This window comes from Variovorax sp. P4_B11, from assembly GCF_056402355.1.
Genome location: NZ_JBFUHO010000008.1, coordinates 51,963 through 77,998, shown reverse-complemented (window position 1 = coordinate 77,998; position 26,036 = coordinate 51,963). Strand labels below are relative to the sequence as shown.

Genomic DNA, 26,036 nt, shown 5'->3' with positions numbered 1-26,036 from the left:
CCTTGGCACGGCGATCGCCGCGGGTTGCAAGCTGCTGCGCATTGTGCGCTCGCGGACCTCGCCTGGCACCGGTTGACTCGCAACTGTTGTCGTGCCCTCTTGCAACGGCCACGGACCTGGTGCCGCAACTCGATGAAAGCTCGCGCCGCCGTCAAGTGTGGCGCGACCAGCCAATCGGCGTAGCCGGCCGGCGCGCGGGTGAGGGAGGCGGGGCGTTCACCCGGCGGCGCTGTACCTTCGTAATCCGGCGGCAGGATCAGGTACTCGCCGCCCTTGCCCTGATCCGGCCCAGGCAAGCCAACGTCGCCGGCCCAATCGCGACGTACATGTTCAGCGCCGGGAGTGCCCACAGATAAGTCTGCACCGCGCGTTGGAACAACAGCTCGTCGGCCAGCGTTGCGCTGTCCTCGTTGGAAAGGAAGCCTCCCTGGTATTGCAAGCCCGCGAGAGATTCGTGACGCGTATCCATCGTTTGCCTCGTTCGCGAGCCCAACGCTGATCTTGGAGACAAGGCGTTGTTTCGTTGTTTCGTTGTGGACAAAGCTATGCCAGAGACTTGGCGCGTTGGAACAGCAGCACACCATCGCGCCGGGCGCGCTTCAGCAAGTCGTGCGTTGCGCGGATGTGCGCCTCGAGTGCCAGCGCCGCGCGCGCATCCTGACCGGCCATCGACAGCTCGAATATTTCGGCGTGCTCGGCGTGGACATCCCTGGCACTGTCCGACAGCCCCATCGCATAGCGCCGGTAGCGCTCGCCGTGGCGCGACAGGAGGCGCAGCACCTTGAAGGTCCACGCCGACGCGCCTGCGCCAATCAGCGCTTCGTGGAAGCGGTTATTCAGCTGCTCCCATCGGCGGCGGTCCTCGGCGCGGATTGGCTGCTCCACGGCCGACAGTTCTTCGTAGCTCTGCCGGACCTGTTCCCGCCACTGCACACCGCCGCACACGATCGAGCGTCGCAGCGCGTCGATCTCGATGTGCACGCGCAGCCGGGTGAGGTCTTCAAGATCGTCGATGGCAATCGGCGCGACGCGAAACCCGCGCTGTCCCTCGGCCACCACCAGCGCGTCGCTCACCAGGCGGGTGATGGCCTCGCGCAAGGTGCCGGCGCCCACGCCGTAGCGGGTCCTCAGATGCTCGACTCGCAGCTTTTCCCCTGGCGCCAGGCATCCGTCGACAATGTCGTCGCGCAACTCGCCGTAGGCGCGCTCGATCAGGGTGCGCGAGGGGCCGATCTCGTCGTCGATCGGAAGGTGTGCCGCATTCGGCGCGGCCCGTGTCAGCATTGCGCGTTTGGCCATGAGACTGCCTTCAGGCGCGGGCGCGCTCATGGGCGCGCGCAATGCGGTAGCTGAGCTGCGCGCGGCTGACGCCTAGCGCGCGCGCCGCGCCCGCGAGATTGCCGCGGGCACGCTGTACAGCCTCCTTCAGCAAGGCGTCTTCGAGCGCTTCCAGGCTGAGGCCGCGGCGCTGCACTTCGTCATACAGCCCCGCTGTGTCGTGCGGCGCGCCTCGCTCAAGCTGACCTTCCGCGTTGACAATCACCGGCGTGGATTGCGGCGCCGAGGCGAACAGTTCACCGACATCCACCGGCTCGTCCGCGCTGGAGAGGATGACGCCGCGTTCGATGAGATTCTCGAGTTCACGTACGTTGCCGGGCCAAGGGTGGTGGCGCATCGCATCGATCGCACGGTCGGTGAACCCCGCCACGCGCTTGCCATGCAGCGCGGCAAAGCGCTGAAGCAGATGGGTGGCTAACGGCTCGATGTCGTCCACGCGCTCGCGCAACGGGGGGACCCGGATCGGATAGACATTGAGCCGATACATCAGGTCGCGCCGGAAACGGCCGGCGGCAACGGCAGCCTCGAGGTCGACGTTGGTTGCTGCGATCACCCGCACGTCCACCTTACGCGGCAGGGTACAGCCAAGGCGCTCGACCTCACCGTGCTGCAGCACGCGCAGCAGCTTGGCCTGGGCTGCGAATGGAAGTTCACCCAACTCATCCAGCAGAAGCGTGCCGCCATCGGCACGCTCGAACCGGCCGGGCCGCGCGGCTCCGGCGCCTGTGAAGGCACCTTTCTCGGCGCCGAACAATTCGCTTTCGATCAGCTCGCCGGGAAGGGCCGCGCAGTTCACCGCGACGAAGGGCTTGTCGGCACGCGCGCTCATCGCGTGAAGGGCGCGCGCGAATCGCTCCTTGCCGACGCCGGTCTCGCCGGTCAGAAGCACGCTCACCTGGGTCCCCGCAGCCTTGCGCAGCAGTGCGGTGGCCGCCACGTATGCGCGCGACCGGCCGATCAGCGGTCCCAGATCGTCGGCCGGCTCGAGCGTGGAGCGAAGACTTTCAACCTGAGACTTCAGGTCTTCCAGTCGCAACAGCATCGAATCGGCATCGTAGTCGCGCGCGAGCGCCTCGCCGTCGGGCCAGTCGGCCAGCGGGCGACCTTCGATGCGACAGTGCGGGGCGCCACAAGCGCAGCAGGCGACCTCCTTGAAGAGCACCGGCCGGCCCATGAAGGCGCTGGTGTAGCCGGAGGCGTATCCCAGCAGCATCCAACACGCGGGTTCCTCCTGCGGGCCGAAGTCGCGCACATGCGTTTCGACTTCCCATGAATGGTCCCAGCGGAAGACGCCGTCGAATTCGCCCTTGGCGATGTCGATCTCGAAGCGCTCCGGCGTGACCTGCACCGCGCCTTCCAGCATGTGCAATTGCGGGCCCACTGCAAACATGTCGGCCAGCGAGGCGTCTCCGCGCACTTGGCGCGCGAGTACCGCATCGCGTTCGCCCGCGGCATAGCCAGCGCGCATCAGCACGCGGCGCGTTTGCTCGCGCCCGATGGATTGCATCATTTCGCGCCGCAGCGAGCCCAGCGCCGCCATATGGATCAGCACCATGCGCTGGTCGGCCAGCCAGATGCGGCCGTCGCTCGCCGAAAAATGGACGAGCCGGCGCAGATCGGCATCCGACGGCAATGGCGGCACGGGGGTGTTCATGCGCAGATTATCGAGATAACGGCCCGAGACACCAAGCCCCCTCTTCCTCGAATAATTGCTGATTTGATCAACTGCGCGCTGCGCGAATTGCGCATTTCATCATGATGCAGTGCGGCAATTCCGACCTTTCTGCTGCGGCAAAGCCGACAAATCGGCCGAATGAAGGCCCTTCAGGGCTTGTGATTTCGGGGTTTACCCTGTTTTATCGAGATTTTTCGACTTCACGGCCTTTTCTGGCACAGCGCATGCGATGTGTTCAACGTGACCCACAGCACAACCCGCTCGATGAATACGTCCACCCCTCTTCGCAATGAAGCCCGGCCCTTGCACGACCCGCTCGGGTCCGGCGACGAGTTCCAGTGCGACACCTCCCTGAAGTTCGTGCGCGTGATCGAAGAGCGCGCTGACGGGCTGGTGGCTTTTGAGTTTTCCATCGGCTGGCCCGAACTGGCGGTCGAGTTGCTGCTGCCGGCGCAGGCCTTCGTCGAGTTCTGTGCCACCCACCACGTGCGGCGACTCGACTGAGTTTTGTTCGACGACGCAATCCATCCCGACGACCCCAGGAGACACACCGTATGAATATCGACCTCCAAGCGCGCGAGATCACGCCACTGCGCCAGACCTACGCGCATGTGGCGAAGTACATCGGGGGCGACAAGACCGCCTCGCGCTACCAGGAAGCGACGATGGGCGCGCAGCCCTCGGTCAACTTCCACTACCGCCCGACATGGGACCCCGAACACGAACTGTTCGACGCCTCCCGCAGCAGTGTCGTGCTGGCCGACTGGTACGCACTGAAGGATCCGCGCCAGTTCTACTACGCCACCTGGACGATGACGCGGGCTCGCCAGCAAGACGCCATGGAGGCGAACTTTCAGTTCGTCGACACGCGCGACATGGTCGCCAAGATCCCCGACGACGTGCGCTACAAGGCGCTGCGGATCCTGATGCCGCTGCGTCACGCGGCCTGGGGCGCCAACATGAACAATGCCGCCATCTGCGCCTACGGCTACGGCACGGCGTTCACCGCGCCGGCGATGTTCCATGCGATGGACAACCTCGGGGTGGCGCAGTACCTCACCCGCCTGGGCCTCGCGCTGGACGACCCGGCAGTGCTGGACGACGGCAAGCAAGCCTGGCTGACCGATCCGCGCTGGCAGGTGCTGCGCCGCTACGTCGAAGACACCTTCGTCGTGAAGGACCCCTTCGAGCTCTTCATCGCGCAGAACCTCGCACTCGACGGCTTGCTGTATCCGCTGATCTACGGCAGCTTCGTCGATGACCACATCGCCCTGCAGGGCGGCACGGCCGTCGCGATGCTCACCGCCTTCATGCCGGAGTGGCACGACGAGAGCGCGCGCTGGGTCGACGCGGTGGTCAAGACCGCCGCGGCCGAATCGCCCGCCAACCAAGGTCTGATCTCGCAGTGGGTGCAAGCCTGGACCGAACGGGCCCGGGCCGCGCTGGCGCCGGTGGCCGAAATGGCGCTCGGCGACGCCGGCCATGAGGCGCTGGACGAGGCTTGCGCAACGCTGCGCGAGCGTTGCCGCAAGGCCGGCGTCGGCGCCTGACCCCGTCTTGCATCACGCACTACCAGGAGACCTCATGTCCAACGTATTCATCGCCTTCCAGCACAACGAAGAGTCGCGCCCGGTGGTCGACGCCATCGTCGCAGACAACCCCGGCGCGATGGTCGTGCACTCGCCCGGCCTGGTGAAGATCGACGCACCCGACCGGCTGATGATCCGCCGCGCCACGATCGAGGACCTGACCGGCCGGGCCTACGACCTGCAGGCCATCCACGTGAACCTCGTGACCCTGTCGGGGCACATCGACGAGGACGACGACCAGTTCACGCTGAGCTGGCGCCACTGATTCCCAACGAACGCTCAAGGAGACAAGCCATGGACACCCGTGTCGTGAAGAAGAAGCTCGGTCTGAAGGACCGCTATGCCGCGATGACGCGCGGCCTCGGCTGGGAGACCAGCTACCAGCCGATGGACGACGTCTTTCCGTACGACAAGTACGAAGGCATCAAGATTCACGACTGGGACAAGTGGCAGGACCCGTTCCGCCTCACGATGGACGCCTACTGGAAGTACCAGGGCGAAAAGGAGAAGAAGCTCTACGCGGTGATCGAGGCCTTCGCGCAGAACAACGGCCAGCTCGGCGTGAGCGATGCGCGCTACATCAATGCGCTGAAGCTCTTCATTCAGGGGGTCACGCCGCTGGAGTACTACGCCCACCGCGGCTTCGCGCATGTGGGCAGGCAATTCACCGGCGAGGGCGCACGGGTCGCCGCACAGATGCAGTCGATCGACGAACTGCGCCACTACCAGACCGAGACCCACGCGATCTCGCACTACAACAAGTACTTCAACGGGATGCATCACTCGAACCACTGGTTCGACCGCGTCTGGTACCTGTCGGTGCCGAAGTCCTTCTTCGAGGATGCCAACACGGCCGGGCCGTTCGAGTTCCTCACCGCGGTGAGCTTCTCGTTCGAATACGTGCTGACCAACCTGCTGTTCGTGCCCTTCATGTCGGGCGCGGCGCACAACGGCGACATGTCTACCGTGACCTTCGGCTTCTCGGCGCAGAGCGACGAGTCGCGCCACATGACGCTGGGCATCGAGTGCATCAAGTTCATGCTCGAGCAGGACCCCGCCAACGTGCCGATCATCCAGGGCTGGATCGACAAATGGTTCTGGCGCGGCTATCGGCTGCTGACGCTGGTCGCGATGATGCAGGACTACATGCTTCCCAAGCGCGTGATGAGCTGGAAGGAAGCCTGGGAGATGTACGCCGAGCAGAACGGCGGCGCGCTCTTCAAGGACCTGGCGCGCTACGGCATCCGCGAGCCCAAGGGCTGGAAGGACGCCTGCGAGGGCAAGGACCACATCAGCCACCAGGCATGGGCCACCTTCTACAACTACAACGCCGCCGCGCCCTTCCACACCTGGATCCCGAAGGAAGACGAGATGGCGTGGCTGTCGGAGAAGTACCCGGCAACCTTCGACAAGTACTACCGTCCGCGCCTCGAACACTGGGGCGAGGAAGCAGCCAAGGGCAACCGCTTCTACAACAAGACGCTTCCGATGCTGTGCACGACGTGCCAGATCCCGATGCTCTTCACGGAGCCGGGCGACGCCAGCAAGATCTGCTATCGCGAGTCCGACTACCTGGGCGACAAATACCACTTCTGCAGCGACCACTGCAAGGGCATCTTCGATCACGAGCCCGAGAAGTACGTGCAGTCGTGGCTGCCGGTGCACCAGATCTACCAGGGGCACTGCTTCAAGCCCGGCACGGACCCGACGGCCGAAGGTTTCGATCCGTTGCTTGCGGTGCTCGACTACTACGAGATGAACGTCGGCCGCGACAACTTCGACTTCGAAGGCTCGGAAGACCAGAAGAACTTCGCGGCCTGGCGCGGCGATCCACCGCCCACTGCGCCGGTCGCAGCCACCGAAACGGGAGAAGCCAAATGAGCGTCGTCGCCCTCAAGCCCTACACGTTCCCGGCACGGGACGCGCGCGAGAACTTTCCCGCACCGTTGCTTTACATCGGCTGGGAAGACCACCTGATCTTCTGCGCGCCATTTTGCCTGCCGTTGCCCCCGGACACGCCCTTCGGCGCGCTCGCGACGGCCGTGCTGCCGGGCATCTACGGCTGGCACCCCGACTTCGCGAAGATCGACTGGACGAAGGCGCAGTGGTTCAAGTCGGGCCAGCCGTGGACTCCCGATCCGGCCAGGTCGCTCGCCGAGAACGGACTGAAGCACAAGGACGCGATCCGCTTCCGCACACCGGGCTTGACCGGGATCAAGGATTCGTTCAGCTGAACTTCCAGACTTCGGTAGTCAAAGCCATGAGCTATCAACTCACCATCGAACCGCTGGGCGCCACCATCGAGGTGGAAGAAGGCCAGACGCTGCTCGACGCCGCGCTGCGCCACGGCATCTACCTTCCGCATGCCTGCGGACACGGCCTGTGTGGATCCTGCAAGGTGCAGGTGTGCAACGGCGAAGTGGACCATGGCGCGGCGAATCCTTTCGCGCTGATGGAGTTCGAGCGCGACGAGGGCAAGACGCTCGCCTGCTGCTGCACGCTGCAAAGCGACGCGACGATCGAAGCCGACATCGACGAGGAGCCCGACGCCCAGATCATTCCGGTGCGAGACTTCGCGGCCACCGTGACGCGCATCGTCCAGTTGACGCCGACCATCAAGGCGCTGCACCTGGCACTGGACAAGTCGATCCACTTCCAGGCCGGGCAGTATGTGCAGCTCGAGATTCCGGGGCTGGGGCAGGCCCGTGCATTCTCGATCGCCAACTCGCCCGGCGACGTCGAGAAAGCCGGGGAGATCGAACTGAACGTGCGCATCGTCGCAGGCGGCGCCGGCACGAGCTACCTGCACCACGCGTTGAAGGCCGGGGATCGGCTGCGCCTGTCCGGCCCCTACGGCCGCTTCTTCGTGCGCCAGTCCGAGACCCAGCCATTGGTCTTCATGGCCGGCGGCTCTGGCCTGTCGAGCCCACGCTCGATGATCCTGGACTTGCTCGACGGCGGCTGCAATCTGCCGATCACCCTGGTCTACGGACAGCGCTCGCGCGACGAGTTGTACTACGACGAAGAGTTTCGCGCGCTCGCCGGCACGCACCCGAACTTCACTTATGTGCCGGTGCTGTCGAACGAGTCCGAGGATTCGGTTTGGTGTGGTGCACGCGGTTTCGTGCACGACGCCGCCAAGGCTCATTTTGACAGCGGCTTCGCAGGCCACAAGGCCTACCTGTGCGGACCGCCACCGATGGTCGAGGCCTGCATCGCCGCGCTGATGCAAGGGCGCCTGTTCGAACGCGACATCTACACCGAGAAGTTCATTTCGGCGGCCGACGCCGGCCAGCAGCGCAGCCCGCTGTTCCAGCGCGTCTAGGAGGCGACGACGATGTTCCTTGACATCCGCCCCAAGGTCAATGTCAGCATCGCGCAGACCGGCGAGAGCTACCCGTGCGCGACCGATGAAAGTCTGCTTCGCGGCATGCTGCGCCTCGGCCGCAAGGGCATCCCCGCAGGCTGCGTCAACGGCGGCTGCGGCGTATGCAAGGTGCGCATCGTCGATGGCACGGTCACATCGATCGGTCCTGTCAGCCGCGCTCACGTCAGTGTCGAGGAAGAGCAGTGCGGCTTCACGCTGGCCTGCCGCGTGGCGCCCGCCAGCGCGGTGCGACTGGAGGTGATCGGCAAGCTGGAGAAACCGTTTTCCAAGAGGCCCGCCACGGTGGCGAGCCATGTACCAACGCTGCAATCAATGCGGCATGAAGGAGACATGTGATGGGTGTAATGCGTATCGGCCACGCCAGCCTGAAGGTGATGGACATGGCGGCTGCGGTGAAGCACTACGAGAACGTGCTGGGCTTGAAGACGACCATGCAGGACAAGGCGGGCAACGTCTATCTGAAGTGCTGGGACGAGTGGGACAAGTACTCGTTGATCCTCTCGCCCTCCGACCAGGGAGGGTTGAACCATGTCGCCTACAAGGTCGAGAAGGATTCGGACCTCGATGAGTTGCAGAAAAAGGTCGATGCCTGGGGCGTGAAGACGACGATGTTGCCGGAGGGCACGCTGCCGGCCACCGGTCGCATGCTGCAGTTCAACCTGCCAAGCGGCCACGAGATGCGCCTGTATGCCATGAAGGAATACGTCGGCACCGAGGTCGGCACCACCAACCCCGATCCCTGGCCCGACAACCTCAAGGGTGCCGGCGCGCACTGGCTCGACCACCTGCTGCTGATGTGCGAGATGAACCCTCCGGAGGGCATCAACACGGTCGCCGACAACACGCGCTTCATGACCGAAGCGCTGGACTTCTTCCTCACCGAGCAGGTCCTCGTCGGCCCCGCCGGCGATATCCAGGCCGCGACCTGGATGACCCGCACGACCACGCCGCACGACATCGCCTTCGTGGGCGGCCCCAAGAGCGGCTTGCACCACATCGCCTACTTCCTCGACTCCTGGCACGACGTGCTCAAGGCGGCCGACGTGATGGCCAAGAACAAGGTCAAGATCGACGTGGCGCCCACCCGTCACGGCATCACGCGCGGCGAGACGATCTATTTCTTCGACCCCAGCGGCAATCGCAACGAGACCTTTGCGGGCCTGGGCTACCTGGCCCAACGCGACCGGCCGGTGACGACCTGGACGGAGGATCAACTGGGCAGCGGGATCTTCTATCACACGGGCGAGCTGGTGGCGTCGTTCACCGACGTCTACACCTGACGCCTGACACCTGAGCGAAGCCGGACCGCGGGCCGGGCTGCTGGCACTTGGCCTGCAGTCCGCCCGCGCCCGAATCCCTGATATCAACTTTGCAATCCAAGCCATGAAACAGATCCTCAACTTCATCAACGGGGAACACACCGCCACTGAGAAGACCTTCGCCAAGCGTTCGCCGGTGACCGGCGAGGTCATCGCGCAGGTGCACGAGGCCGGGCGCGCCGAGGTGGATGCCGCAGTGGCTGCCGCGCGCGCGGCGCTCGATGGACCGTGGTCCCGCATGACGGTGGCCGAGCGCGTGGAGCGCCTCTATGCCGTGGCGGATGGCATCCATCGGCGCTTCGACGAATTCGTCGCCGCCGAATGCGCCGACACCGGCAAGCCGATGAGCCTGGCAAGCCACCTCGACATTCCGCGCGGGGCGGCCAATTTCAAGATCTTTGCCGACGTGGTGAAGAACGTGCCGACCGAGTTCTTCGAGATGTCCACGCCCGACGGCCGCGGTGCGATCAACTACGGCTGGCGAAGCCCGGTCGGCGTGGTCGGCGTGATCTGCCCCTGGAACCTGCCGCTGCTGCTGATGACGTGGAAGGTCGGCCCGGCGCTGGCCTGCGGCAACACGGTGGTCGTGAAGCCTTCGGAAGAAACGCCGCAGACCGCCGCGTTGCTCGGCGAGGTGATGAACGAGGCCGGCATCCCCAAGGGCGTCTACAACGTGGTGCACGGCTTCGGCCCCGGCTCGGCCGGAGAGTTCGTCACGACACATCCGCAGGTCGATGCCATCACCTTCACCGGCGAGACGCGAACCGGCGAAGTCATCATGAAGGCCGCGGCCCATGGCGCGCGGCCGGTGAGCTTGGAGATGGGCGGCAAGAACGCCGCCATCGTCTTCGCCGATTGCGACTTCGACGCCGCGATCGAGGGCACGATGCGCTCCGTCTTCGCCAACTGCGGCCAGGTGTGCCTGGGAACCGAGCGGGTGTATGTCGAGCGGTCGATCTTCGACCGATTCGTGGCTGCAATGAAGAAGGGCGCCGAAGGCCTCAAGCTCGGCCCCCCCGAAGACCCGGCCACCGGCATGGGCCCGTTGATCAGCCAGGAGCATCAGGGCAAGGTGCTCTCCTACTACAAGCTCGCCCTGGAAGAGGGGGCCGCCGTGGTGACCGGTGGTGGCGTGCCGGCCATGACAGGCGCGCTCGCTGAAGGCGCCTGGGTGCAGCCGACGATCTGGACCGGGCTGCCCGAGACGGCGCGCGTCATCAAGGAAGAGATCTTCGGCCCCTGCTGCCACATCGCGCCCTTCGACAGCGAGGAAGAGGTGCTGGCCAAGGCCAATGACAACGCCTACGGCCTCGCGTGCGCGATCTGGACCCGCGACGTGTCGCGCGCGCACCGCGTCGCGCAGCGCATGAACGTTGGCCTGTCCTGGGTCAACAGCTGGTTCCTGCGCGACCTGCGCACGCCCTTCGGCGGCGCCAGGCAGTCGGGCATCGGTCGAGAAGGAGGCGTCCATTCGCTCGAGTTCTACACCGAGCTCAAGAACGTTTGCATCAAGCTCTGAAGGACCGACATGAGCCATCCCGAAATCGCCCAGCCGGTGCTTGCGGCAGGCATTCGTACCAATGTGCACGACCTGGGCAGCGGCCCTCCGCTTCTGATGATCCACGGCTCGGGCCCCGGCGTGACGGCCTGGGCGAACTGGCGTCTGGCAATGCCGGCGCTGGCCCGGCAGGCACGTGTGATCGCGCCGGACATGGTCGGCTTCGGCTACACCGAAAGGCCGGCAGGGCAGCGTTACGACATGGACACCTGGGTGGCCCAGGCGATCGGCGTGCTCGATGCGCTGGACGTCGAACAGGCCGACCTGGTCGGCAACTCCTTTGGCGGTGCGCTGGCGCTGGCGCTGACGATCCGGCACCCCCAGAGGGTGCGGCGGCTGGTGCTCATGGGAAGCGTCGGCGTGCCGTTCGCGATCACGCCGGGGCTGGACGCGGTGTGGGGCTATGCGCCGTCGCTGGCACGCATGCGCGAGTTGCTCGACATCTTTGCCTACGACCGGAAGTTGGTCACCGATGAACTCGCACAGCTTCGCTACGAGGCAAGCATCCGCCCGGGCTTCCAGGAGTCCTTCGCGGCGATGTTCCCTGCGCCGAGGCAGCGCTGGGTCGATGCGATGGCCAGCAACGAAGCCGACATCCGCCGCATCGTCCACGAGACGCTTGTCCTCCACGGCCGCGAGGACCGCGTGATCCCGCTCTCGACGTCATTGACCTTGTCGAGCTGGATCCCTCGCGCTCAACTGCACGTGTTCGGCCAGTGCGGCCACTGGACACAGATCGAGCACGCCGCGCGATTCGCCCAACTGGTCGGCAACTTCCTCTCCGAGGCGGGCCCCGATGAACCCAAGCGCCTGAACGGCTGATACCCGAGACCACGATGAACGAACAACTGATCCACGCACTCGGCGACGAGCTGTACGATGCGCTGAAGGCCTGCCGCGTCGTCGATCCGCTGACCACGCGCCATGCCGACATCACGATAGAGGACGCCTACCGCATCCAGCAGCGCCTGAACGCGCGCCGCGTCGAGGCCGGCGAAACCATCGTCGGCAAGAAGATCGGCGTCACCTCCAAGGCGGTGATGAACATGCTGGGCGTCTATCAGCCGGACTTCGGCATGCTGCTCGACGGCATGGTCTACAACGAAGGCGAGGCGATCGAGGCGTCCACGCTGATCCAGCCCAAGGCCGAAGGCGAGATCGCCTTCATCCTCAAGCGCGACCTGGTCGGCCCCGGCGTCAGCGCCGCCGACGTGATTGCTGCCACCGAAGGCGTGATGGCCTGCTTCGAGATCGTCGACTCGCGCATCCGCGACTGGAAGATCAAGATCCAGGACACGGTCGCCGACAACGCCTCCTGCGGCGTGTTCGTGCTCGGCGACCGTGTCGTGTCACCGCTCGAGGTGGATCTCAACACCTGCGGCATGGTGCTCGAGAAGAACGGGGAGATCGTCGCCACGGGTGCCGGCGCGGCCGCACTCGGCGCACCGGCCAACGCGGTGGCATGGCTGGCCAACACGCTCGGGCAGCTGGGCATCCCGCTGAAGGCCGGCGAAGTCGTGCTGTCGGGGTCGCTGGCGATCATGGTGCCGGTCAAGGCCGGCGACAACCTGCGCGTGACGATCGGCGGCATCGGCGGCTGCTCGGTGCGCTTCGTCTGAAGCCGCCACCCCGCGGCCCACAACCCATTCAATCGACTGGAGAGTCCCTGTGAAAAAAGTGAAATGCGCCCTGATCGGGCCCGGCAACATCGGCACCGACCTGCTGGCCAAGCTGCAGCGCAGCGCGATGCTGGAGCCGGTGTGGATGGTGGGCATCGACCCCGCCTCCGACGGCCTGAAACGCGCCCGCGAGATGGGCATCAAGATCACCGCCGATGGCGTGGACGGACTGTTGCCCCACGTCAAGGCCGACGGCGTTCAGATCGCGTTCGACGCCACCAGCGCCTACGTGCATGCCGAGAACTCGCGCAAGCTCAATGCGCTGGGCGTGATGATGATCGACCTGACGCCGGCCGCCGTCGGCCCCTACTGCGTGCCGCCGGTCAACCTGAAGCAGCATGTGGGCAAGCGCGAGATGAACGTCAACATGGTCACCTGCGGCGGGCAGGCGACGATCCCGATGGTTGCTGCCGTCTCGCGCGTCCAGCCGGTGGCGTATGGCGAGATCGTCGCCACCGTCGCGTCTCGTTCGGTCGGGCCGGGTACCCGCAAAAACATCGACGAGTTCACCCGCACGACCGCCGGCGCGGTCGAGAAGGTGGGCGGCGCCAGGAAGGGCAAGGCCATCATCGTCATCAACCCGGCCGAGCCGCCGATGATCATGCGCGACACCGTGCACTGCCTCACCGAAACCGCACCGGACCAGGCCGCGATCACGAAGTCGATCCACGACATGATCAAGGAAGTGCAGAAGTACGTGCCGGGCTACAAGCTCGTCAACGGCCCCGTGTTCGACGGCAACCGGGTCTCGGTCTTCATGGAAGTCGAGGGCCTGGGCGACTACTTGCCCAAGTACGCCGGTAACCTGGACATCATGACAGCGGCCGCCGCGCGCACCGCCGAGATGTTCGCCGAAGAAATCCTGGCCGGCTCGCTCACGCTCGAGCCTGTGGCCGCCTGAGGGAGACGAGGTCATGACGACATTCCAAGGCAAGAAGATCCTCGTGCACGACATGACGCTGCGCGACGGCATGCACCCCAAGCGCCACCAGATGACGCTGGAGCAGATGAGGTCCATCGCGAAGGGACTGGACGCCGCCGGCGTGCCGCTGATCGAGGTCACGCATGGCGACGGCCTCGGCGGTAGCTCGGTGAACTACGGCTTTCCGGCGCACACCGACGAGGAATATCTCGCGACCGTGATTCCGCTGATGAAGCGCGCCAAGGTATCAGCACTGCTGATCCCGGGGATCGGCACGGTCGATCACCTGAAGATGGCTCACGGCCTGGGCGTCAGCACCATCCGCGTGGCGACGCACTGCACCGAGGCTGACGTCAGCGAACAGCACATCGTCGCCGCGCGAAAGCTCGGCATGGATACGGTGGGCTTCCTGATGATGGCGCACCTGAACAGCCCGGAAGGACTGGTCAAGCAGGCTCTGCTGATGGAAGCCTACGGTGCCAACTGCATCTACATCACGGACTCGGCCGGCTACATGTTGCCCGACGACGTGAAGGCGCGGCTAGGCGCGGTTCGCGCGGCGCTGAAGCCCGAGACCGAGCTTGGTTTCCACGGCCACCACAACCTGGCGATGGGGGTGGCGAACTCGCTCGCTGCCGTCGCCGCTGGCGCGACGCGTATCGATGCGGCGGCTGCCGGCCTGGGTGCCGGTGCGGGCAACACGCCGATGGAGGTGCTTGTGGCCGTCTGCGAGCGCATGGGCATTCAGACGGGCGTCGACGTCTGGAAGATCCAGGACGTGGCCGACGACCTGGTCGTGCCGATCATGGACTTCCCGATCCGCATCGACCGCGACGCGCTGACGCTGGGCTATGCGGGCGTCTACGGCAGTTTCCTTCTCTTTGCCAAGCGCGCCGAGAAGAAGTACGGCGTGTCGGCACGCGACCTGCTGGTCGAGCTGGGACGGCGCGGCATGGTCGGCGGGCAGGAAGACATGATCGAAGACACCGCGCTCACGATGGCCAGGGCGCGCGGACTGAACCTGGCCAAGGCGGCCTGAGGAGACAAACCATGGCACTCGACAAAGTCACCATCGCCGGCCTGGCCGAACACCTCGAGACCTGCGAGTTGGAGGCCCGCGACACGCTGAAGATCACCGACGAACACCCCAACATGGATTGGGACGACGCATATGCGATCCAGGACGAGATCCTGCGCCGCAAGCAGGCACGCGGCGCACGCGTCATTGGCCTGAAGGCGGGCCTCACCTCGCACGCCAAGATGAAGCAGATGGGCGTGGATACGCCGGTGTTCGGTTTCCTCGTCGACAGCTTCTGCGTGCCGGAGGGCGGCGAGGTCAAGACCAGCGAGCTGATCCATCCCAAGGTCGAACCCGAGATCTGCTTCGTGCTCAAGCACGCGCTCAAGGGCCCCGGCTGCCACATCGGCTCGGTGCTCGCGGCAACCGACTTCGTGCTGCCCGGGATCGAGGTCATCGACAGCCGCTATCGCGACTTCAAGTTCGACCTGAAAAGCGTGGTGGCCGACAACACCTCGGCCGCGCGGTTCGTCGTCGGCGGGAAGGCGCAGCGGGTCGATCGGCTGGACCTGCGAACGCTCGGCGTGGTGTTGGAAAAGAATGGCGAAGTCGTCGCCATCGGCGCCGGTGCGGCGGTGCTGGGGCACCCAGCCGCGGCCGTCGCCATGCTGGCCAACCATCTGGGAAAGCGCGGCCGCGAGATCCCGGCGGGCACCCTGATCATGTCCGGCGGCGTCACCGAAGCAGTGGCGGTAGAGGCCGGGGATCACGTGAGCTTGCGAGTGCAAGGTCTGGGCAGCGTCTCGCTGCGTTTCGTCCAAGGAGGCTGAGATGCCATTCGCACAGATCTACATGCTTGAGGGTCGCACCGCCGATCAGAAGAAGGCCGTGATTGAAAAGGTGACCCAGGCGCTGGTCGAAGCCACCGGCACCCCGGTCGCCAACGTTCGCGTCTGGATCCACGACGTGCCGAAGGAAAACTGGGGCATCGCCGGCGTCAGCGCAAAAGAGCTCAGGCGCTGATCGTCGGCGTTGACTCCCCGCGGGATGCCCGGGCCTTTGACCGAATGCTGCTTTTGCTTAAATAAGCTTCAGCTTTTGGCTGCGGACCGACCTTCACCGCGTCCGTTGCTGGCCGCGGTGGATGGGTCGGTCCGGCTGAGCCCCGCTTGACTTCGACCCGTCGCCGCACCGTGCCGACACCGGCAAACCACGCATTGAGAGGACGTAGTCGCCTACAAAGACGACTAAATCGCTTAGCGTCCTTGCTGCAACCGGTGCAGCCCTTGGTCTGTCAGGAGCTTGCCGCCTTGGCGGTCCATTTCCACAAATCCGTTTGACCTTAGGCGATTCGAGACTTTGATTGAGTCGGTCGGATACCGCCGGGCATTGGCCTTCTCGAGAGCTTGGAGAGCACTCCACTGTTCGTCGTTGAGCTGAACTTTCTTGTTGGCCATCGCACTCTCCTTCAGCGGGCGGCCAGTATCGTCGCGCGTCTATCCAGCGCGCCACCTTAGAATGTCTCTTGCCAGGAAGTTCGAATCGGAGTAGGGAGAGGCGTTCACTCGCCGCTGAGAATTAGTGACTGGGAATCCCTTGCCCGAGCGCAGGAGACTTCGGACCCTGGCGCCACGGATACGAGCGCCATCCGTTCGAAAGGGGTGCCCTCCCAACCATTGGAATGGTCGGCAGCCAATCCATTCCAGACAAGGCCCTTCCTTGACCTGCATCAGTTCCCGGCGCATATCGCGGCGTATCTTCAGCTCAGCGGCCGCCAGTTCGGATGACCGAGACGGCCAGATGTCAGGCGCGGGCGGGACGACGCTCTGCCTTCCCCTTGACGACGCCGTCAAGCTGACCATCAGGGAGCGACTGCCATGACGATGTTGCGAAGAGCGGCACTTGCCGCATTGCTCACTGGCCTCATGAGCGCAGGAGCGGCAGTTTTCGTCCAGGCGCCGGCGCAGGCTCCAACCGCAACGTCTGCGCCGACCGACGCGCAAGTGCGCGAACTGCAGCAGCAAGTCGAGACGTTGCAAAAGCAGTTGGAACAGCTCAAGGCCGCGCCCGACGCGGCCGCCCGCCAGCAGCTGATGCAGCAACACTGGCAGAGCATGCAAACCTACATGGGACAGATGCACGACCGGTGGGGGATGGGGTATCCGTGGATGATGGGACATCCATGGTCGACGATGGGACCCGGAATGATGGGGGGAGGTGCATCGTGGCCCGCGCCCCAGGGCGTAACGCCCGACCAATACAGCCAGCAGATGCGCGACTACACGCAGCGGATGCAAGAGCAGATGAACAAGATTGCGCAGACCACCGACCCGCAGGAGCGCCAACGCCTCATGCAAGAGCAATGGCGTGAGATGTATCAGGGCATGCAGACCATGCGCGGCAGGGGATGGATGTGGGGCGGCGGCATGATGGGTGGGGGGATGATGGGTAGCGGCCCGCCGCCAGGTTCGAGCCCGCTACCGGACGCCAAGTCCGCGGGCGCCAAGCTGGTCTCAACCTATTGCGTTCAGTGCCACGCAGCACCGGCGCCCTCACTGCATACCGCCAAGGAGTGGTCCAGCGTGACCCAGCGCATGCACATCCACATGGACAGCCGCTGGCAGAGCATCAACACGCCGACTGAACAGGAGATGAGTTCAATCGTCGCGTATATGCAGAAGCACGCTCGGCAATAGTCCCGTGCCTGGCGACGGCGCGGACCGCAGGAAGGTGCTGGTGCACGAGCGGGTTGAACGTCAGCTTCGTGGCCCTTGCCGTGGCGCAGGCCGAGGTCGGCGGCCAGGGTGTCAATCAGCGCCTTGCCGTACTCGGCGCGCTCCTGCCCGGCCTGCTCGATCTTGACGGACGAGCGACTTCACTGGACAACACGCCTGGAACTAATCCCCGGAGGCATTCGGAACCCTCTTCCTCCCCACCCCCACCCCCCCCAGCCCCCGCAGCCCGCACGATGCGCCGAAAGGTGGGGCATTCCATATGGCTAGGCGCCGCGCAGGCGGCGGCGTGCCGCAGGCCGTCGCGCATGGTGCTCAGCTTGCGGATCGTCCGGTCGAGCTCGTCCGCCTTGGCCGCGAGCATCTGGCGGTCGATGCGCGGCTGCCCCTCGGGCGCGAACATGCGCGCGATCTCGTCGAGCGAGAAGCCGGCGGCGCGCCCCAGCGCGATCAGCGCCAGCCGCTCCAGCACGCCGGGATCGAACAGGCGGCGCAGCCCGCGCCTGCCGGTGGAGGCGATCAGCCCCTTTTCGTCATAGAAGCGCAGCGTCGATGCCGGAACGCCGGATTGCTGCGCCACCTCGGCGATGTCCAGATGTCTCACCCTCTTGACCTCAAGTCGACTTGAAGTTGCACAGTCTAGCTTCCGCCTCTCGAGGGCAAGCAAAAAAAAAGGAAGACGACCATGGATGCCATCACGCCACAGACCGACAACGAGCAGACCGCGCTTTGGAACGGCCGCGCCGGACGCGCCTGGGTCGACGCACAGCAGGTGCTCGACCAGATGCTCAAGCCCTTCGAAGACCGGCTGGCCGAAGCGGTCCGCGCCGGGGCCGGGCAGCGGGTGCTCGACGTCGGCTGCGGCACGGGCAGCACGACGCTCGCCGCGGCGCGCCAGCTCGGCGCCGAGGGCCGCTGCATCGGCATCGACATTTCGGAGCCGATGATCGCCGCCGCCCGGGCCCGCGCCGAACGGGAAATAGACACGCCGGCCCGCTTCATCCGCGCTGACGCGCAGACCCATGCGTTCGAGCCTGCGAGCTTCGACCTAATCATTTCGCGCTTCGGCGTCATGTTCTTCGACGACCCTGCCAGGGCCTTTGCGAACCTGCGGCGTGCCGCAAGGGATGGCGCCGAGCTGCGCTTCATCGCCTGGCGGAGTGCCGCGGAAAATCCGTTCATGACGACGGCCGAGCGCGCCGCGGCACCGCTGCTGCCGAACCTCCCAGCCCGCCGGCCGGACGCGCCGGGGCAGTTCGCCTTTGCCGACCGGCGCCGGGTCCGCGCCATCCTGGAGGAGAGCGGGTGGGCTGAGATCGATATTCGGCCGATCGATGTGGCCTGCACCCTGCCCGAGAAAGCGTTGGTCGGCTACCTGACCCGGCTCGGTCCCGTCAGCCTGGTCCTGCAAGAAGCGGACGAGCGGACTCGCACGCGGATCATCGAAACGGTCCGCGCCGCATTCGATCCCTATATGCATGGGGCGCAAGTCCGGTTTACGGCGGCCTGCTGGATGGTCTGTGCTCGAGCGTCGTCTGCGCCAGTCGCGCCGGTTCGGGATACCGCCAGGTGACGACGCGGCATCCGGAATCCACGCAATGAGCGCGCGCTGCCTATAAGCCAAGCCGCAGCGCGACTGGGAAATGAAGCAGGAGCGGCGAACGCCCAACTACACGACTGTGTGGGCTGAGATGCCCACCGTTCGAGCGTAAATTGTTCCGGCATACCGAAACAAATGCCTTCAGCGACGCGTAGGAGACGTTGTTCCGTAATGTCGAAACTAATAGTGGATTTTCAGCTTTCGGTTTATAGTTTCGGTAAACCCGAAACAATATGGCCCGCACACTTCCTGAATTCCAGCAGAACCTGAGTCCAGCCGCTGCATCCCTCGAGCAACTCGGCAAACTCGTGCGAAATCGACGCGCCCAGTCGCGCATGCGCATCGACGACGCTGCTTCCCTCAGCGGAGTCTCCAGTGACCTGCTTTCGCGTTTGGAGAACGGCAAGCCGGTGACCGCGGACAAGCTCATGCTGGTGCTGGAGAGTCTGGGCCTGCGCATGCTCGTCGTGCCCAAGACCGACATTCCTGCCCTCGAAGCAGTGCTTGGCCTCTCTGCGAGCGAGGGTCGGTGATGGACGGGTACATCCTGGGCGTGTACGCGGGAGCCGTGCGCGTCGGCACGTTGGGCTATGACCAGGCTCAGGATGCCTTCCAGTTTGACTACGACGCTGCCTGGCTGGCGTTGCCAAGCCGGTACCCACTCTCGCCACATCTGCCCTTGGAGGGCGGCGCGGCGCCGCAGGCCATCCGCCGTTTCCTGGAGAACCTGCTCCCTGAAGGCGAGGCACTGGTTGTGGCGGCCAACGATGCTCGCGTGGCGCGCAACAACGTCTTCGGGCTTCTTCGCCACCTCGGACATGAGACTGCTGGCGCGCTGAGCTTTGTCGCTGCCGGCCAAGTGCCGGCTGAGCAGGAGCCACTGCGCCGGCACCTGCCGTTCGAAGAGCTGCAGGCACGGATCGACAACCGCGCGAACGAACCCTTCAACCGGTGGGACGGCAAAGTGCGCATGTCCATCGCGGGGCACCAGGACAAGCTTCTGGTGGCCATCGAAGAAGACCAACTGTTCCTGGTCGACGGGGTGCTGTCGTCTACGCACATCCTCAAGCCAGAGCCTGCGCGCGAGGAAGCGAGGTTCATGGTGGCCAACGAGCATTTCTGCATGCAGCTGGCCAATCGCATCAGCATGCAGCGCTGGAAGGCGCCTGGTGCCGCGCACGTGAGCATCCTGCGGGTACCGTCGCCGGTCTTGAGCATCGAGCGATTCGACCGCCGCAGGACGCCGGACGGTGTCGAGCGGTTGCACATCATTGATGGGTGCCAGGCGCTGGATTTGTCGGTGAGTGCAAAGTACGAGCGTAACGTGGGGGATCAACCGGAGGTGCGGCACATTCGCGACGGAGCCAGTTTCGAAAAGCTCGGCACGCTCAGGCCCGGGTTCGTCGAACCAGCGCTGGGGATGCAGCGCCTGGTCCTTTGGGCGGTCACGACCCTGCTCTTCGGCAACAGCGATTCGCACGGCAAGAACATCTCGTTCTTCGTCAACCGCACAGGGCTCACCCCGACGCCGCTGTATGACCTGGTGAGCGTCGCGCAGTACGCGGCGTTCCATCACGACCTGGCGATGGCATTCGGGGATGAGTTCGAGCTGGAAGCAGTGCGCTCGTTCGCGCTTGCAGACTTCTGCGCGCGCTTGGGCATTGAACGCAGGTACTTCGCACGCGAGCTGACGCGACTCTGTGAGTTCGCACTTCAAGAGGCGCCGGCGCAGGCGGCGGACCCCGCGTACATGGGAGAGGAAGTCGCTTTCGTGCAGGGCCTTGCTCAGTTCGTGGCGACCCGAGCGCAGGCCTTGTTGGCGATGGCGCGCGACATCCCGAAATTCGCTGCAGGCAACTTGTAGTCGTCGACGTCGCAAGACTTGGAGCAGCCGCTTTTTGCAGCACTGCCATAGGGCAGAATGCGCGCGGCAGACCCCGGAGCGAGGATGAACGAGACTGAACTGCAAGAACTACAGACGACAGTCCATCAGAGGCTTGGACGCTTCATGCTTCGTGTGCAGCGATACGAGATGCTGCTGAAGGCTTTGGTGATCGGCAGCGTCGCTTTCGGGACGGTCGAGACGGCACCGGTCAATCAGCAACGGCGCAAGGAGATGTTCGCATCCAAGCCGATGGGCTACCTCTTCGACGAAATCAACCGCTCGTACCTTCGGGAGCTGGGCAAGCCGACAACGGACGACGAGGATGAGCCACAGGTCGTGTCGGACAGGCCGGTCTTCCGCACGCGATTCGCCCTCGAAATGCCCGCGGATGAGCTGGAGCAAACGAAGGCGAGGCTCGAGGCGTTCAAAACGCTGCGCAATCGAATCGTCCACCACTTCCTTGAGGACCACGACCTCCTCTCGCAGGCCGGATGCGAACGCGCCATCGCCGTGCTCGAAGAGGGCCTTGCCACAGCTCAGTCCTCCTATGAGGAAATCCACCAATGGGCCAAGACGGCGATGGAGGCCCAGCAGCACTTCGCGGCCTTCGTGCAGAGCGCTCACTTCGACGAATTTCTCCACGGCATCTTGCCGGACGGCACGGTCGACTGGCCGAACTGCACGGCTGTCCTGCTGCTTCGTCGGCAGGAGGAGACCACGGCTCCAGGGGAGATGACCCGGCTGGACACCGCGCTTGAGGCGATACGGGCCTCCCACCCCGAGCACCGGCCACGGAAGTACTTCTGCCAGAGCTGGCGAGACCTCCTGAAGCGGTCAGGCCAGTTCCACATCCGCAAGGAAAAGGGAACTGGAGAGCAGCAGGGCATCACCTGGTACCGGAGCCTTGATCGCAGCGAGCACTCAACCTCGATAGCCTGACGCCCACGGCGCTGTTGCCGTTCGAGGTCCGCCAGGTCGGTACCATCCCAGGATGTCCGAAACTCACGAACTTTTCGCCCGCACGTCCTCGATCCTGCGCATGCCCTCATGGTTGGGCTCTGGCGTGCATGAAGAGGCTGAGCTGGCGCTCGAGCCGGGCGCGTACAAGGTCACTCCCGGGGAGCCTGGAGCGCGCTGGACAGTGACGGAGGTGAAGACCGGCGAGACCGTCTACAACGGCATCGGGCCGGTCGAGCTCATCTGAGCATAGCGAGCGCTGCGGCTACCCACCGCGGCGCGCCGCGCTCCATGCGCTCGAAGGACGCAACTCCCAAGGGAGACGGGGAGGAGTCCCCGCGATTCAGGGCGCTTTGGCCGACGCCGCGAGCGAGACGTCGGCATCGTCGAAGGCGTCCGCCGCCAGCATCGGGGCCGGCAGGCTGGACAGGCCGATCACCAATACGCAGCGCGTGTCGTCGCAATCCTGGGAGACGACCTTGCCCGCCACCTGGGCCGATGCCTTCTTGAGCGCGACGCTGACGGATGCGCCGCGGACGATCTGGCGCTGCGTCGCGAGGGCCGCCGGCATGCTCACCAGCGTGGCTAGCATTTCCCCTATGCGGCTGTGGAAGAGGCGGTGGTGAACGCGGTGTACCACCGCTCATATGAAGAGCGGGATAAGCGTCCGGTGAACCCGTCTTGACGACGGCGAGCTTGTTCAGCCTGCGATGATGGTTGGCTGCCAGCGATGCGGCAGCAACTCCTGGACGCGGCCGGCGGGCTGCGTGAGCAAGCGCTCGAGCACGTCCTTCAAGTAGGCAGACGGATCGTGCCCGTTGAGCCTGCCCATTAACGAACGAACTATCTCGCGCAGTTGCGGCGCGTCGAGCTGGCGGAGTTCGTCGTGTCGATCACGGAGCATGATCGTGGCGCCCGGACGGCAACTGGTTCAGTCCGGTCTTGTTTTTGCCGGCCCCGAGAGCGACTTTTCGTATGGGCAGATCATCTCCTTTGACGGCGGACGGACCGCTGGCAGGCACAATGTGAGCCTGGCGGTCACGCCCGCCACCCCGTCAACTCGCAACAATCTTTTCAGGACTGATGTCGATGATCTACGAGCTACGCGTCTATACCGCAATGCCTGGCCGGCTACCCGACGTTCTTGCCAGATTTCGCGATCACACCGTGGGCATCTGGAACCGACTGGGAATTCGTCAACTCGGATATTGGACGACTGCAGTCGGACCTGACAGCAACGCGCTTACCTACATGCTTGTCTGGGAGAGCCTGGCCGATCGTGAGGTCAAGTGGGGCAAGTTTGTCGTCGATCCCGAATGGGTCGAGGTCAGAAAGGCGAGCGAGGCAGCCGGACCGATTGTTGCGAATATGGACAGCTCGTTCTTGGCGCCAACCTCTTTCTCACCTGCGAAATAGTCTCTTCCGCGCGGACGACACAGTTGGCTGGGACGCGGTATCAACGCCCAATGCCGCTTCAGTCTGGCCTACAGCGCTAACGACCGGGGCTGCGCACCACCAACGCGTTGGCTCAAGCTTCTTGAGCGGAGCGTGGCGGGATTCATTCGCTCTTGCGACACAGCTTATTCAGGTAGTGCCATGGTCGACTGCACCAACCTTGAGGGTCAGTCGGCGCCAGCCGTGCGCCCCCGCGCACCTTGCTGCGCTTGGTGACCTGAGCTCTATTCGGGTCGAGCTTCGGAAGATGTCCACGCTGATATGGCGACCGGCCACACCAGCAGAGCGGGAGCCGATCGAGGTGCGCGTGAGCCCCGACGAACTTGTGGTGGTGAGCTACCCAGGCCCCGACCGATCCATCAGCATGAGCGACCTGCGCGCCCGGCGTGCTGTGAGCCGCCGCTGCCGCAACGGCCGCATCGGTGAATTCCTGAAGGAGCTGGACCTGACCGAGGGGCGAGCTACGGGCATCCCGAAGATCCTGAAGGAGATGGCGGGCAACGGTTCGCCTCCCCCCTGTTTGAGACCGACGTTGATCGAGCGGCTTTCGTCATCCGGCTGCCGGTGCACGCAGGCGCGCGCGCGGCCAGGGAAGTCACCACGGAAGTACGCCGGGTCGTCGCGGCCATGAATGGTGAGCTGTCATGCCAGGAACTTCAGCGCCTGCTGAGGCTGGCGAATGTCGAGCATTTCCGAAAGGCCTATTTGTTGCCGGCGCTGGCCAGCGGCGTGCTGGAAATGACGCTTCCGGAGGCACCGCGCAGCAGCAAGCAGCGCTACCGTCTCACCGCGGCTGGCCAGCGGGTCAAGGAACGCCTGTGAGGACGCGGGCATGAGCGAGGCGAGAACCTGTTCGAGGCCTTTCCCAATGTCGCGCGCCTCGCCTTCACAAAGGGCCACTGCATCGGCATCGACATTTCGGAGCCGATGATCGCCGCCGTCCGGGCCCGCGCCGAACGCGAAGGCACGCCGGCCCGCTTCGTCCGCGCCAACGCGCGTCCGAAAAATATCCACAAATTTCGGACAAATGAAGCTTGATGAGCAGGTTTGGTTGTCCGTAAGAGGCGGCATGTTTCGGACAATCCCATTGCATAATGTCCGAAAAACGTATACAAATATCGGACAACCATGTCCGACCTCAAATCCGCTGTCCTATCGCTTGTCATAGCCGACGGAGCCAGCCGCGTCTGGGTGCCGACGGACTTCGCTGCTTTCGGCAACCGCGACGCCATCGACAAGACGCTGCAGCGCATGGTCCGCGACGGCGAACTGAGGCGCATCGACAGGGGCCTGTACGACAGACCGACCATCAACCGGCTCACCCAACGGCCCACGAGTCCGGACTATCGCGCCGTGGTGGACGCCATCGCGCGCCGGGATCAACTTCGCTTGCTCGTCGACGGCATGACGGCCGCGAACGACCTCGGCCTGACCGACGCGGTGCCTGCCCGGGTCACGATTCACACAGACGCCCGGCGCCGGGCCGTCAAGCTCGACAACCTGGTCATCGACTTCAAGCAGACAGCCCCCAGCCGTCTGTACTGGGCCGGCCGGCCGGCCATGCGTGTCGTGCAGGCTTTGTATTGGTTGAAGGACACCTTGGCCACGGATCGGCAGCGAATTCTGAGCAAACTGAGCAAGCTGCTGGAAGACCCGGCTCATGGCGATGCCGTCCGCAAAGACCTGCTGGAAGGCCTCAGTATGTTGCCGACCTGGATGCAAAGTCTCGTTCGTGAACTGCCGGGATGCGATCCCCAAACCGCGAAAGCCTCAGTGCTCAAACGACCCAAGGCCAGCGCAAGTGCGAAACGTCCCCGCTCGAAGAGCGCGATCAGGGAGGGGGCTTGAACGCCGACTTCCAGACCGTGATCGCGGCCGCAGATGCCGAGCGGCGAGATCTTTTCCTCGGCGCGGCGGCGCGCCTTGGCACCGCTGTCCAGAACGTCGAGAAGGACTTCTGGGTCTGCTGGACCCTGGACGCCTTGTTCAACGGCCTGCCCGGCGGTGGTCCGCGCCTGCTGTTCAAGGGCGGCACGTCCCTCTCGAAGGCCTTCGGGCTCATTTCCCGGTTCTCCGAGGACATCGACATCACGGTCTTCCGCGATGACCTGGGTCAGGGCGTCGAAGCGGCAGACCTGGATGGGCTCAGCGGAAAAAGACGACGCGCCCGCCTCGACGCCATCCGCGATGCATGCCAAAGCTACGTCGCGGGACCGTTGACCGCGCAGTTCACCGAAGTCGCGGCCGCTGCGATTCCCGCAGGACGCTTCCGGCTGGAGGCAGACCCCGATGACAAGGACGGTCAAACCCTGCTGTTCTGGTATCCCGCTGTGACCGCCGCCGAGGGCAATTACATTCGCGCCGCCGTCAAGATCGAGGCTGGCGCCAAGTCCGCGCTGGACCCGCACACCGCCGCAACGGTGACGCCCTACGTGACGGCCGATCTACCCGATCTGGACCTCGCAGTCCGCAATGTCACGACGGTGCAGCCGGAACGAACGTTCTGGGACAAGGTCATCATCCTCCACGGTCTGCGCCAGTGGTACGACCGCCGCAATGAACTGCGGCACGAAGGCCAGCGGGTATCGCGTCACTACTACGACATTCATCGACTCGCGCAAGCCGGCGGAGCGCAAGCCTGGCAAGCCGATCACGGGCTTGCCTCCGATTGCGCCACACATGCCAGGCTGTTCTTCGGCAGCCCGGACCTGGGGCTGGACACGGCGGCTGCCGGTACGTTCACGCTGACCCCTGACGGCGCCATGCACGAGGCACTCGGGCGGGATTACGCAGCCATGTCCGGAATGATCTTCGGCGACATCCCGCCCCTGGACACGGTGCTGGCCAGCGTTGCTGCCTTGCAGGAGGCCATCAACGCGGCCGGACTCACGCAAAGTGGGGGCCGCTTGATCGGATAGGCC

The 26,036-nt window shown here is 64.8% G+C and carries 31 protein-coding genes and 4 pseudogenes; 28 read left to right on the top strand and 7 right to left on the bottom strand.

From position 1 onward, the window contains the following. Nucleotides 1–256: 256 nt before the first annotated feature. The 3 genes from AC1DYD_RS10645 to AC1DYD_RS10635 form a co-directional block, all read right to left on the bottom strand. Nucleotides 257–469, bottom strand: a complete 213-nt coding sequence (locus AC1DYD_RS10645) for a hypothetical protein (protein WP_478172702.1) — start codon at nucleotides 467–469, stop codon at nucleotides 257–259. A 74-nt stretch (nucleotides 470–543) separates the two neighbouring features. Next, complete coding sequence (locus AC1DYD_RS10640) at nucleotides 544–1,299, bottom strand: GntR family transcriptional regulator (protein ID WP_478172806.1); 756 nt, start codon at nucleotides 1,297–1,299, stop codon at nucleotides 544–546. Between the two features lie 10 nt (nucleotides 1,300–1,309). Further along, entirely contained in the window at nucleotides 1,310–2,992 is a 1,683-nt protein-coding gene (locus AC1DYD_RS10635; protein ID WP_478172701.1) for a sigma 54-interacting transcriptional regulator, read from the bottom strand. A 285-nt stretch (nucleotides 2,993–3,277) separates the two neighbouring features. Between AC1DYD_RS10635 and AC1DYD_RS10630 the strand changes: the two genes are divergently transcribed. From AC1DYD_RS10630 to AC1DYD_RS10560, 15 genes are all read left to right on the top strand, one after another. Further along, nucleotides 3,278–3,517 (top strand): phenol hydroxylase subunit, encoded by a 240-nt coding sequence (locus AC1DYD_RS10630; RefSeq protein ID WP_478172700.1) that lies wholly within the window; start codon nucleotides 3,278–3,280, stop codon nucleotides 3,515–3,517. A 50-nt stretch (nucleotides 3,518–3,567) separates the two neighbouring features. Beyond that, nucleotides 3,568–4,563: an aromatic/alkene monooxygenase hydroxylase subunit beta gene (locus tag AC1DYD_RS10625; RefSeq protein ID WP_478172699.1), complete on the top strand. Its 996-nt coding sequence runs from the start codon at nucleotides 3,568–3,570 to the stop codon at nucleotides 4,561–4,563. A gap of 34 nt (nucleotides 4,564–4,597) precedes the next feature. After that, the gene (locus tag AC1DYD_RS10620) at nucleotides 4,598–4,867 is read left to right on the top strand and encodes an MmoB/DmpM family protein (RefSeq protein ID WP_478172698.1); all 270 of its coding nucleotides are present in this window, start codon (nucleotides 4,598–4,600) and stop codon (nucleotides 4,865–4,867) included. 29 nt (nucleotides 4,868–4,896) lie between these two features. After that, nucleotides 4,897–6,483 (top strand): aromatic/alkene/methane monooxygenase hydroxylase/oxygenase subunit alpha, encoded by a 1,587-nt coding sequence (locus AC1DYD_RS10615; protein WP_478172697.1) that lies wholly within the window; start codon nucleotides 4,897–4,899, stop codon nucleotides 6,481–6,483. Further along, a complete protein-coding gene (locus AC1DYD_RS10610; RefSeq protein WP_478172696.1) occupies nucleotides 6,480–6,836 on the top strand; it encodes a phenol hydroxylase subunit P4 in 357 nt (118 codons plus the stop codon). Before AC1DYD_RS10615 ends, AC1DYD_RS10610 begins: the two co-directional genes overlap by 4 nt. A gap of 26 nt (nucleotides 6,837–6,862) precedes the next feature. Further along, nucleotides 6,863–7,927, top strand: a complete 1,065-nt coding sequence (locus AC1DYD_RS10605) for a 2Fe-2S iron-sulfur cluster-binding protein (protein WP_478172695.1) — start codon at nucleotides 6,863–6,865, stop codon at nucleotides 7,925–7,927. 12 nt (nucleotides 7,928–7,939) lie between these two features. Further along, a complete protein-coding gene (locus AC1DYD_RS10600; RefSeq protein ID WP_478172694.1) occupies nucleotides 7,940–8,326 on the top strand; it encodes a 2Fe-2S iron-sulfur cluster binding domain-containing protein in 387 nt (128 codons plus the stop codon). Beyond that, nucleotides 8,326–9,270: a catechol 2,3-dioxygenase gene (locus AC1DYD_RS10595; RefSeq protein ID WP_478172693.1), complete on the top strand. Its 945-nt coding sequence runs from the start codon at nucleotides 8,326–8,328 to the stop codon at nucleotides 9,268–9,270. Before AC1DYD_RS10600 ends, AC1DYD_RS10595 begins: the two co-directional genes overlap by 1 nt. Nucleotides 9,271–9,373: 103 nt before the next feature. Next, nucleotides 9,374–10,828 (top strand): 2-hydroxymuconic semialdehyde dehydrogenase, encoded by a 1,455-nt coding sequence (locus AC1DYD_RS10590; RefSeq protein ID WP_478172692.1) that lies wholly within the window; start codon nucleotides 9,374–9,376, stop codon nucleotides 10,826–10,828. Nucleotides 10,829–10,837: 9 nt separating this feature from the next. Further along, a complete protein-coding gene (locus AC1DYD_RS10585; protein ID WP_478172691.1) occupies nucleotides 10,838–11,689 on the top strand; it encodes an alpha/beta fold hydrolase in 852 nt (283 codons plus the stop codon). A 14-nt stretch (nucleotides 11,690–11,703) separates the two neighbouring features. Then, nucleotides 11,704–12,486, top strand: a complete 783-nt coding sequence (gene dmpE, locus AC1DYD_RS10580; RefSeq protein ID WP_478172690.1) for a 2-oxopent-4-enoate hydratase — start codon at nucleotides 11,704–11,706, stop codon at nucleotides 12,484–12,486. Nucleotides 12,487–12,535: 49 nt separating this feature from the next. Then, nucleotides 12,536–13,447, top strand: a complete 912-nt coding sequence (locus AC1DYD_RS10575) for an acetaldehyde dehydrogenase (acetylating) (protein WP_478172689.1) — start codon at nucleotides 12,536–12,538, stop codon at nucleotides 13,445–13,447. 13 nt (nucleotides 13,448–13,460) lie between these two features. Continuing rightward, entirely contained in the window at nucleotides 13,461–14,507 is a 1,047-nt protein-coding gene (gene dmpG / locus AC1DYD_RS10570; RefSeq protein WP_478172688.1) for a 4-hydroxy-2-oxovalerate aldolase, read from the top strand. An 11-nt stretch (nucleotides 14,508–14,518) separates the two neighbouring features. Continuing rightward, nucleotides 14,519–15,316, top strand: a complete 798-nt coding sequence (gene dmpH, locus AC1DYD_RS10565) for a 2-oxo-3-hexenedioate decarboxylase (RefSeq protein WP_478172687.1) — start codon at nucleotides 14,519–14,521, stop codon at nucleotides 15,314–15,316. A 1-nt stretch (nucleotide 15,317) separates the two neighbouring features. Next, entirely contained in the window at nucleotides 15,318–15,509 is a 192-nt protein-coding gene (locus AC1DYD_RS10560; RefSeq protein ID WP_478172686.1) for a 2-hydroxymuconate tautomerase, read from the top strand. Nucleotides 15,510–15,742: 233 nt separating this feature from the next. Here AC1DYD_RS10560 and AC1DYD_RS10555 read toward each other — a convergent pair whose 3' ends face one another. Then, the gene (locus AC1DYD_RS10555) at nucleotides 15,743–15,943 is read right to left on the bottom strand and encodes a hypothetical protein (protein ID WP_478158526.1); all 201 of its coding nucleotides are present in this window, start codon (nucleotides 15,941–15,943) and stop codon (nucleotides 15,743–15,745) included. 420 nt (nucleotides 15,944–16,363) lie between these two features. Between AC1DYD_RS10555 and AC1DYD_RS10550 the strand changes: the two genes are divergently transcribed. Further along, complete coding sequence (locus AC1DYD_RS10550; protein ID WP_478172685.1) at nucleotides 16,364–17,182, top strand: hypothetical protein; 819 nt, start codon at nucleotides 16,364–16,366, stop codon at nucleotides 17,180–17,182. Nucleotides 17,183–17,420: 238 nt separating this feature from the next. Here AC1DYD_RS10550 and AC1DYD_RS10545 read toward each other — a convergent pair. Continuing rightward, nucleotides 17,421–17,822: pseudogene (locus AC1DYD_RS10545) on the bottom strand (helix-turn-helix domain-containing protein); the annotation flags it as partial. Nucleotides 17,823–17,903: 81 nt separating this feature from the next. Here AC1DYD_RS10545 and AC1DYD_RS10540 point away from each other — a divergent pair. The 6 genes and pseudogenes from AC1DYD_RS10540 (at nucleotide 17,904) to AC1DYD_RS10515 (ending at nucleotide 21,907) form a co-directional block, all read left to right on the top strand. After that, complete coding sequence (locus AC1DYD_RS10540) at nucleotides 17,904–18,791, top strand: class I SAM-dependent methyltransferase (RefSeq protein ID WP_478172684.1); 888 nt, start codon at nucleotides 17,904–17,906, stop codon at nucleotides 18,789–18,791. A gap of 64 nt (nucleotides 18,792–18,855) precedes the next feature. Continuing rightward, nucleotides 18,856–18,930 (top strand): annotated as a pseudogene (locus tag AC1DYD_RS10535) (DUF4113 domain-containing protein); the annotation flags it as partial. A 121-nt stretch (nucleotides 18,931–19,051) separates the two neighbouring features. Continuing rightward, the gene (locus AC1DYD_RS10530; protein ID WP_478172683.1) at nucleotides 19,052–19,351 is read left to right on the top strand and encodes a helix-turn-helix domain-containing protein; all 300 of its coding nucleotides are present in this window, start codon (nucleotides 19,052–19,054) and stop codon (nucleotides 19,349–19,351) included. Next, nucleotides 19,351–20,682: a HipA domain-containing protein gene (locus AC1DYD_RS10525; RefSeq protein ID WP_478172682.1), complete on the top strand. Its 1,332-nt coding sequence runs from the start codon at nucleotides 19,351–19,353 to the stop codon at nucleotides 20,680–20,682. Before AC1DYD_RS10530 ends, AC1DYD_RS10525 begins: the two co-directional genes overlap by 1 nt. 84 nt (nucleotides 20,683–20,766) lie before the next feature. Then, nucleotides 20,767–21,642, top strand: a complete 876-nt coding sequence (locus AC1DYD_RS10520) for a hypothetical protein (protein ID WP_478172681.1) — start codon at nucleotides 20,767–20,769, stop codon at nucleotides 21,640–21,642. A gap of 52 nt (nucleotides 21,643–21,694) precedes the next feature. After that, a complete protein-coding gene (locus AC1DYD_RS10515) occupies nucleotides 21,695–21,907 on the top strand; it encodes a hypothetical protein (protein ID WP_478172680.1) in 213 nt (70 codons plus the stop codon). Nucleotides 21,908–22,003: 96 nt separating this feature from the next. Here the strand turns inward: AC1DYD_RS10515 and AC1DYD_RS10510 are convergent, their stop codons facing one another. Together AC1DYD_RS10510 and AC1DYD_RS10505 are read right to left on the bottom strand one after the other, a co-directional pair. Beyond that, nucleotides 22,004–22,252, bottom strand: a complete 249-nt coding sequence (locus AC1DYD_RS10510) for a hypothetical protein (RefSeq protein ID WP_478172679.1) — start codon at nucleotides 22,250–22,252, stop codon at nucleotides 22,004–22,006. 108 nt (nucleotides 22,253–22,360) lie between these two features. Further along, a pseudogene (locus AC1DYD_RS10505) lies at nucleotides 22,361–22,486 on the bottom strand (transposase domain-containing protein); the annotation flags it as partial. A gap of 263 nt (nucleotides 22,487–22,749) precedes the next feature. Between AC1DYD_RS10505 and AC1DYD_RS10500 the strand changes: the two are divergent. The 6 genes and pseudogenes from AC1DYD_RS10500 to AC1DYD_RS10475 all read left to right on the top strand — a co-directional run bounded on the left by AC1DYD_RS10500 (nucleotide 22,750) and on the right by AC1DYD_RS10475 (nucleotide 26,033). Then, entirely contained in the window at nucleotides 22,750–23,076 is a 327-nt protein-coding gene (locus tag AC1DYD_RS10500) for an NIPSNAP family protein (protein ID WP_478172678.1), read from the top strand. 286 nt (nucleotides 23,077–23,362) lie between these two features. Next, on the top strand, nucleotides 23,363–23,746 hold the full coding sequence (locus tag AC1DYD_RS10495) for an ATP-binding protein (protein WP_478172677.1): 384 nt from the start codon (nucleotides 23,363–23,365) through the stop codon (nucleotides 23,744–23,746). Beyond that, on the top strand, nucleotides 23,743–23,937 hold the full coding sequence (locus AC1DYD_RS10490; RefSeq protein ID WP_478172676.1) for a Fic family protein: 195 nt from the start codon (nucleotides 23,743–23,745) through the stop codon (nucleotides 23,935–23,937). The genes AC1DYD_RS10495 and AC1DYD_RS10490 overlap by 4 nt, the downstream gene beginning before the upstream one ends. 72 nt (nucleotides 23,938–24,009) lie before the next feature. Further along, a pseudogene (locus AC1DYD_RS10485) lies at nucleotides 24,010–24,114 on the top strand (class I SAM-dependent methyltransferase); the annotation flags it as partial. A 129-nt stretch (nucleotides 24,115–24,243) separates the two neighbouring features. Beyond that, complete coding sequence (locus AC1DYD_RS10480) at nucleotides 24,244–24,963, top strand: DUF6088 family protein (protein WP_478172675.1); 720 nt, start codon at nucleotides 24,244–24,246, stop codon at nucleotides 24,961–24,963. Continuing rightward, on the top strand, nucleotides 24,960–26,033 hold the full coding sequence (locus AC1DYD_RS10475; protein WP_478172674.1) for a nucleotidyl transferase AbiEii/AbiGii toxin family protein: 1,074 nt from the start codon (nucleotides 24,960–24,962) through the stop codon (nucleotides 26,031–26,033). The genes AC1DYD_RS10480 and AC1DYD_RS10475 overlap by 4 nt, the downstream gene beginning before the upstream one ends. Nucleotides 26,034–26,036: the final 3 nt, after the last annotated feature.

Coding starts and splice junctions, on each gene's coding strand:
- AC1DYD_RS10540 (WP_478172684.1), top strand. CDS start 17,904: ATGGATGCCATCACGCCACAGACCGACAACGAGCAGACCGCGCTTTGG.
- AC1DYD_RS10555 (WP_478158526.1), bottom strand. CDS start 15,943: ATGGCCAACAAGAAAGTTCAGCTCAACGACGAACAGTGGAGTGCTCTC.
- dmpG (WP_478172688.1), top strand. CDS start 13,461: ATGACGACATTCCAAGGCAAGAAGATCCTCGTGCACGACATGACGCTG.
- dmpH (WP_478172687.1), top strand. CDS start 14,519: ATGGCACTCGACAAAGTCACCATCGCCGGCCTGGCCGAACACCTCGAG.
- AC1DYD_RS10530 (WP_478172683.1), top strand. CDS start 19,052: ATGGCCCGCACACTTCCTGAATTCCAGCAGAACCTGAGTCCAGCCGCT.
- AC1DYD_RS10525 (WP_478172682.1), top strand. CDS start 19,351: ATGGACGGGTACATCCTGGGCGTGTACGCGGGAGCCGTGCGCGTCGGC.
- AC1DYD_RS10585 (WP_478172691.1), top strand. CDS start 10,838: ATGAGCCATCCCGAAATCGCCCAGCCGGTGCTTGCGGCAGGCATTCGT.
- AC1DYD_RS10490 (WP_478172676.1), top strand. CDS start 23,743: ATGAATGGTGAGCTGTCATGCCAGGAACTTCAGCGCCTGCTGAGGCTG.
- AC1DYD_RS10595 (WP_478172693.1), top strand. CDS start 8,326: ATGGGTGTAATGCGTATCGGCCACGCCAGCCTGAAGGTGATGGACATG.
- AC1DYD_RS10510 (WP_478172679.1), bottom strand. CDS start 22,252: ATGCTAGCCACGCTGGTGAGCATGCCGGCGGCCCTCGCGACGCAGCGC.
- AC1DYD_RS10620 (WP_478172698.1), top strand. CDS start 4,598: ATGTCCAACGTATTCATCGCCTTCCAGCACAACGAAGAGTCGCGCCCG.
- AC1DYD_RS10630 (WP_478172700.1), top strand. CDS start 3,278: ATGAATACGTCCACCCCTCTTCGCAATGAAGCCCGGCCCTTGCACGAC.
- AC1DYD_RS10520 (WP_478172681.1), top strand. CDS start 20,767: ATGAACGAGACTGAACTGCAAGAACTACAGACGACAGTCCATCAGAGG.
- AC1DYD_RS10560 (WP_478172686.1), top strand. CDS start 15,318: ATGCCATTCGCACAGATCTACATGCTTGAGGGTCGCACCGCCGATCAG.
- AC1DYD_RS10500 (WP_478172678.1), top strand. CDS start 22,750: ATGATCTACGAGCTACGCGTCTATACCGCAATGCCTGGCCGGCTACCC.
- AC1DYD_RS10625 (WP_478172699.1), top strand. CDS start 3,568: ATGAATATCGACCTCCAAGCGCGCGAGATCACGCCACTGCGCCAGACC.
- AC1DYD_RS10480 (WP_478172675.1), top strand. CDS start 24,244: ATGTCCGACCTCAAATCCGCTGTCCTATCGCTTGTCATAGCCGACGGA.
- AC1DYD_RS10590 (WP_478172692.1), top strand. CDS start 9,374: ATGAAACAGATCCTCAACTTCATCAACGGGGAACACACCGCCACTGAG.
- AC1DYD_RS10640 (WP_478172806.1), bottom strand. CDS start 1,299: ATGGCCAAACGCGCAATGCTGACACGGGCCGCGCCGAATGCGGCACAC.
- AC1DYD_RS10515 (WP_478172680.1), top strand. CDS start 21,695: ATGTCCGAAACTCACGAACTTTTCGCCCGCACGTCCTCGATCCTGCGC.
- dmpE (WP_478172690.1), top strand. CDS start 11,704: ATGAACGAACAACTGATCCACGCACTCGGCGACGAGCTGTACGATGCG.
- AC1DYD_RS10605 (WP_478172695.1), top strand. CDS start 6,863: ATGAGCTATCAACTCACCATCGAACCGCTGGGCGCCACCATCGAGGTG.
- AC1DYD_RS10635 (WP_478172701.1), bottom strand. CDS start 2,992: ATGAACACCCCCGTGCCGCCATTGCCGTCGGATGCCGATCTGCGCCGG.
- AC1DYD_RS10600 (WP_478172694.1), top strand. CDS start 7,940: ATGTTCCTTGACATCCGCCCCAAGGTCAATGTCAGCATCGCGCAGACC.
- AC1DYD_RS10495 (WP_478172677.1), top strand. CDS start 23,363: ATGTCCACGCTGATATGGCGACCGGCCACACCAGCAGAGCGGGAGCCG.
- AC1DYD_RS10645 (WP_478172702.1), bottom strand. CDS start 469: ATGGATACGCGTCACGAATCTCTCGCGGGCTTGCAATACCAGGGAGGC.
- AC1DYD_RS10615 (WP_478172697.1), top strand. CDS start 4,897: ATGGACACCCGTGTCGTGAAGAAGAAGCTCGGTCTGAAGGACCGCTAT.
- AC1DYD_RS10550 (WP_478172685.1), top strand. CDS start 16,364: ATGACGATGTTGCGAAGAGCGGCACTTGCCGCATTGCTCACTGGCCTC.
- AC1DYD_RS10610 (WP_478172696.1), top strand. CDS start 6,480: ATGAGCGTCGTCGCCCTCAAGCCCTACACGTTCCCGGCACGGGACGCG.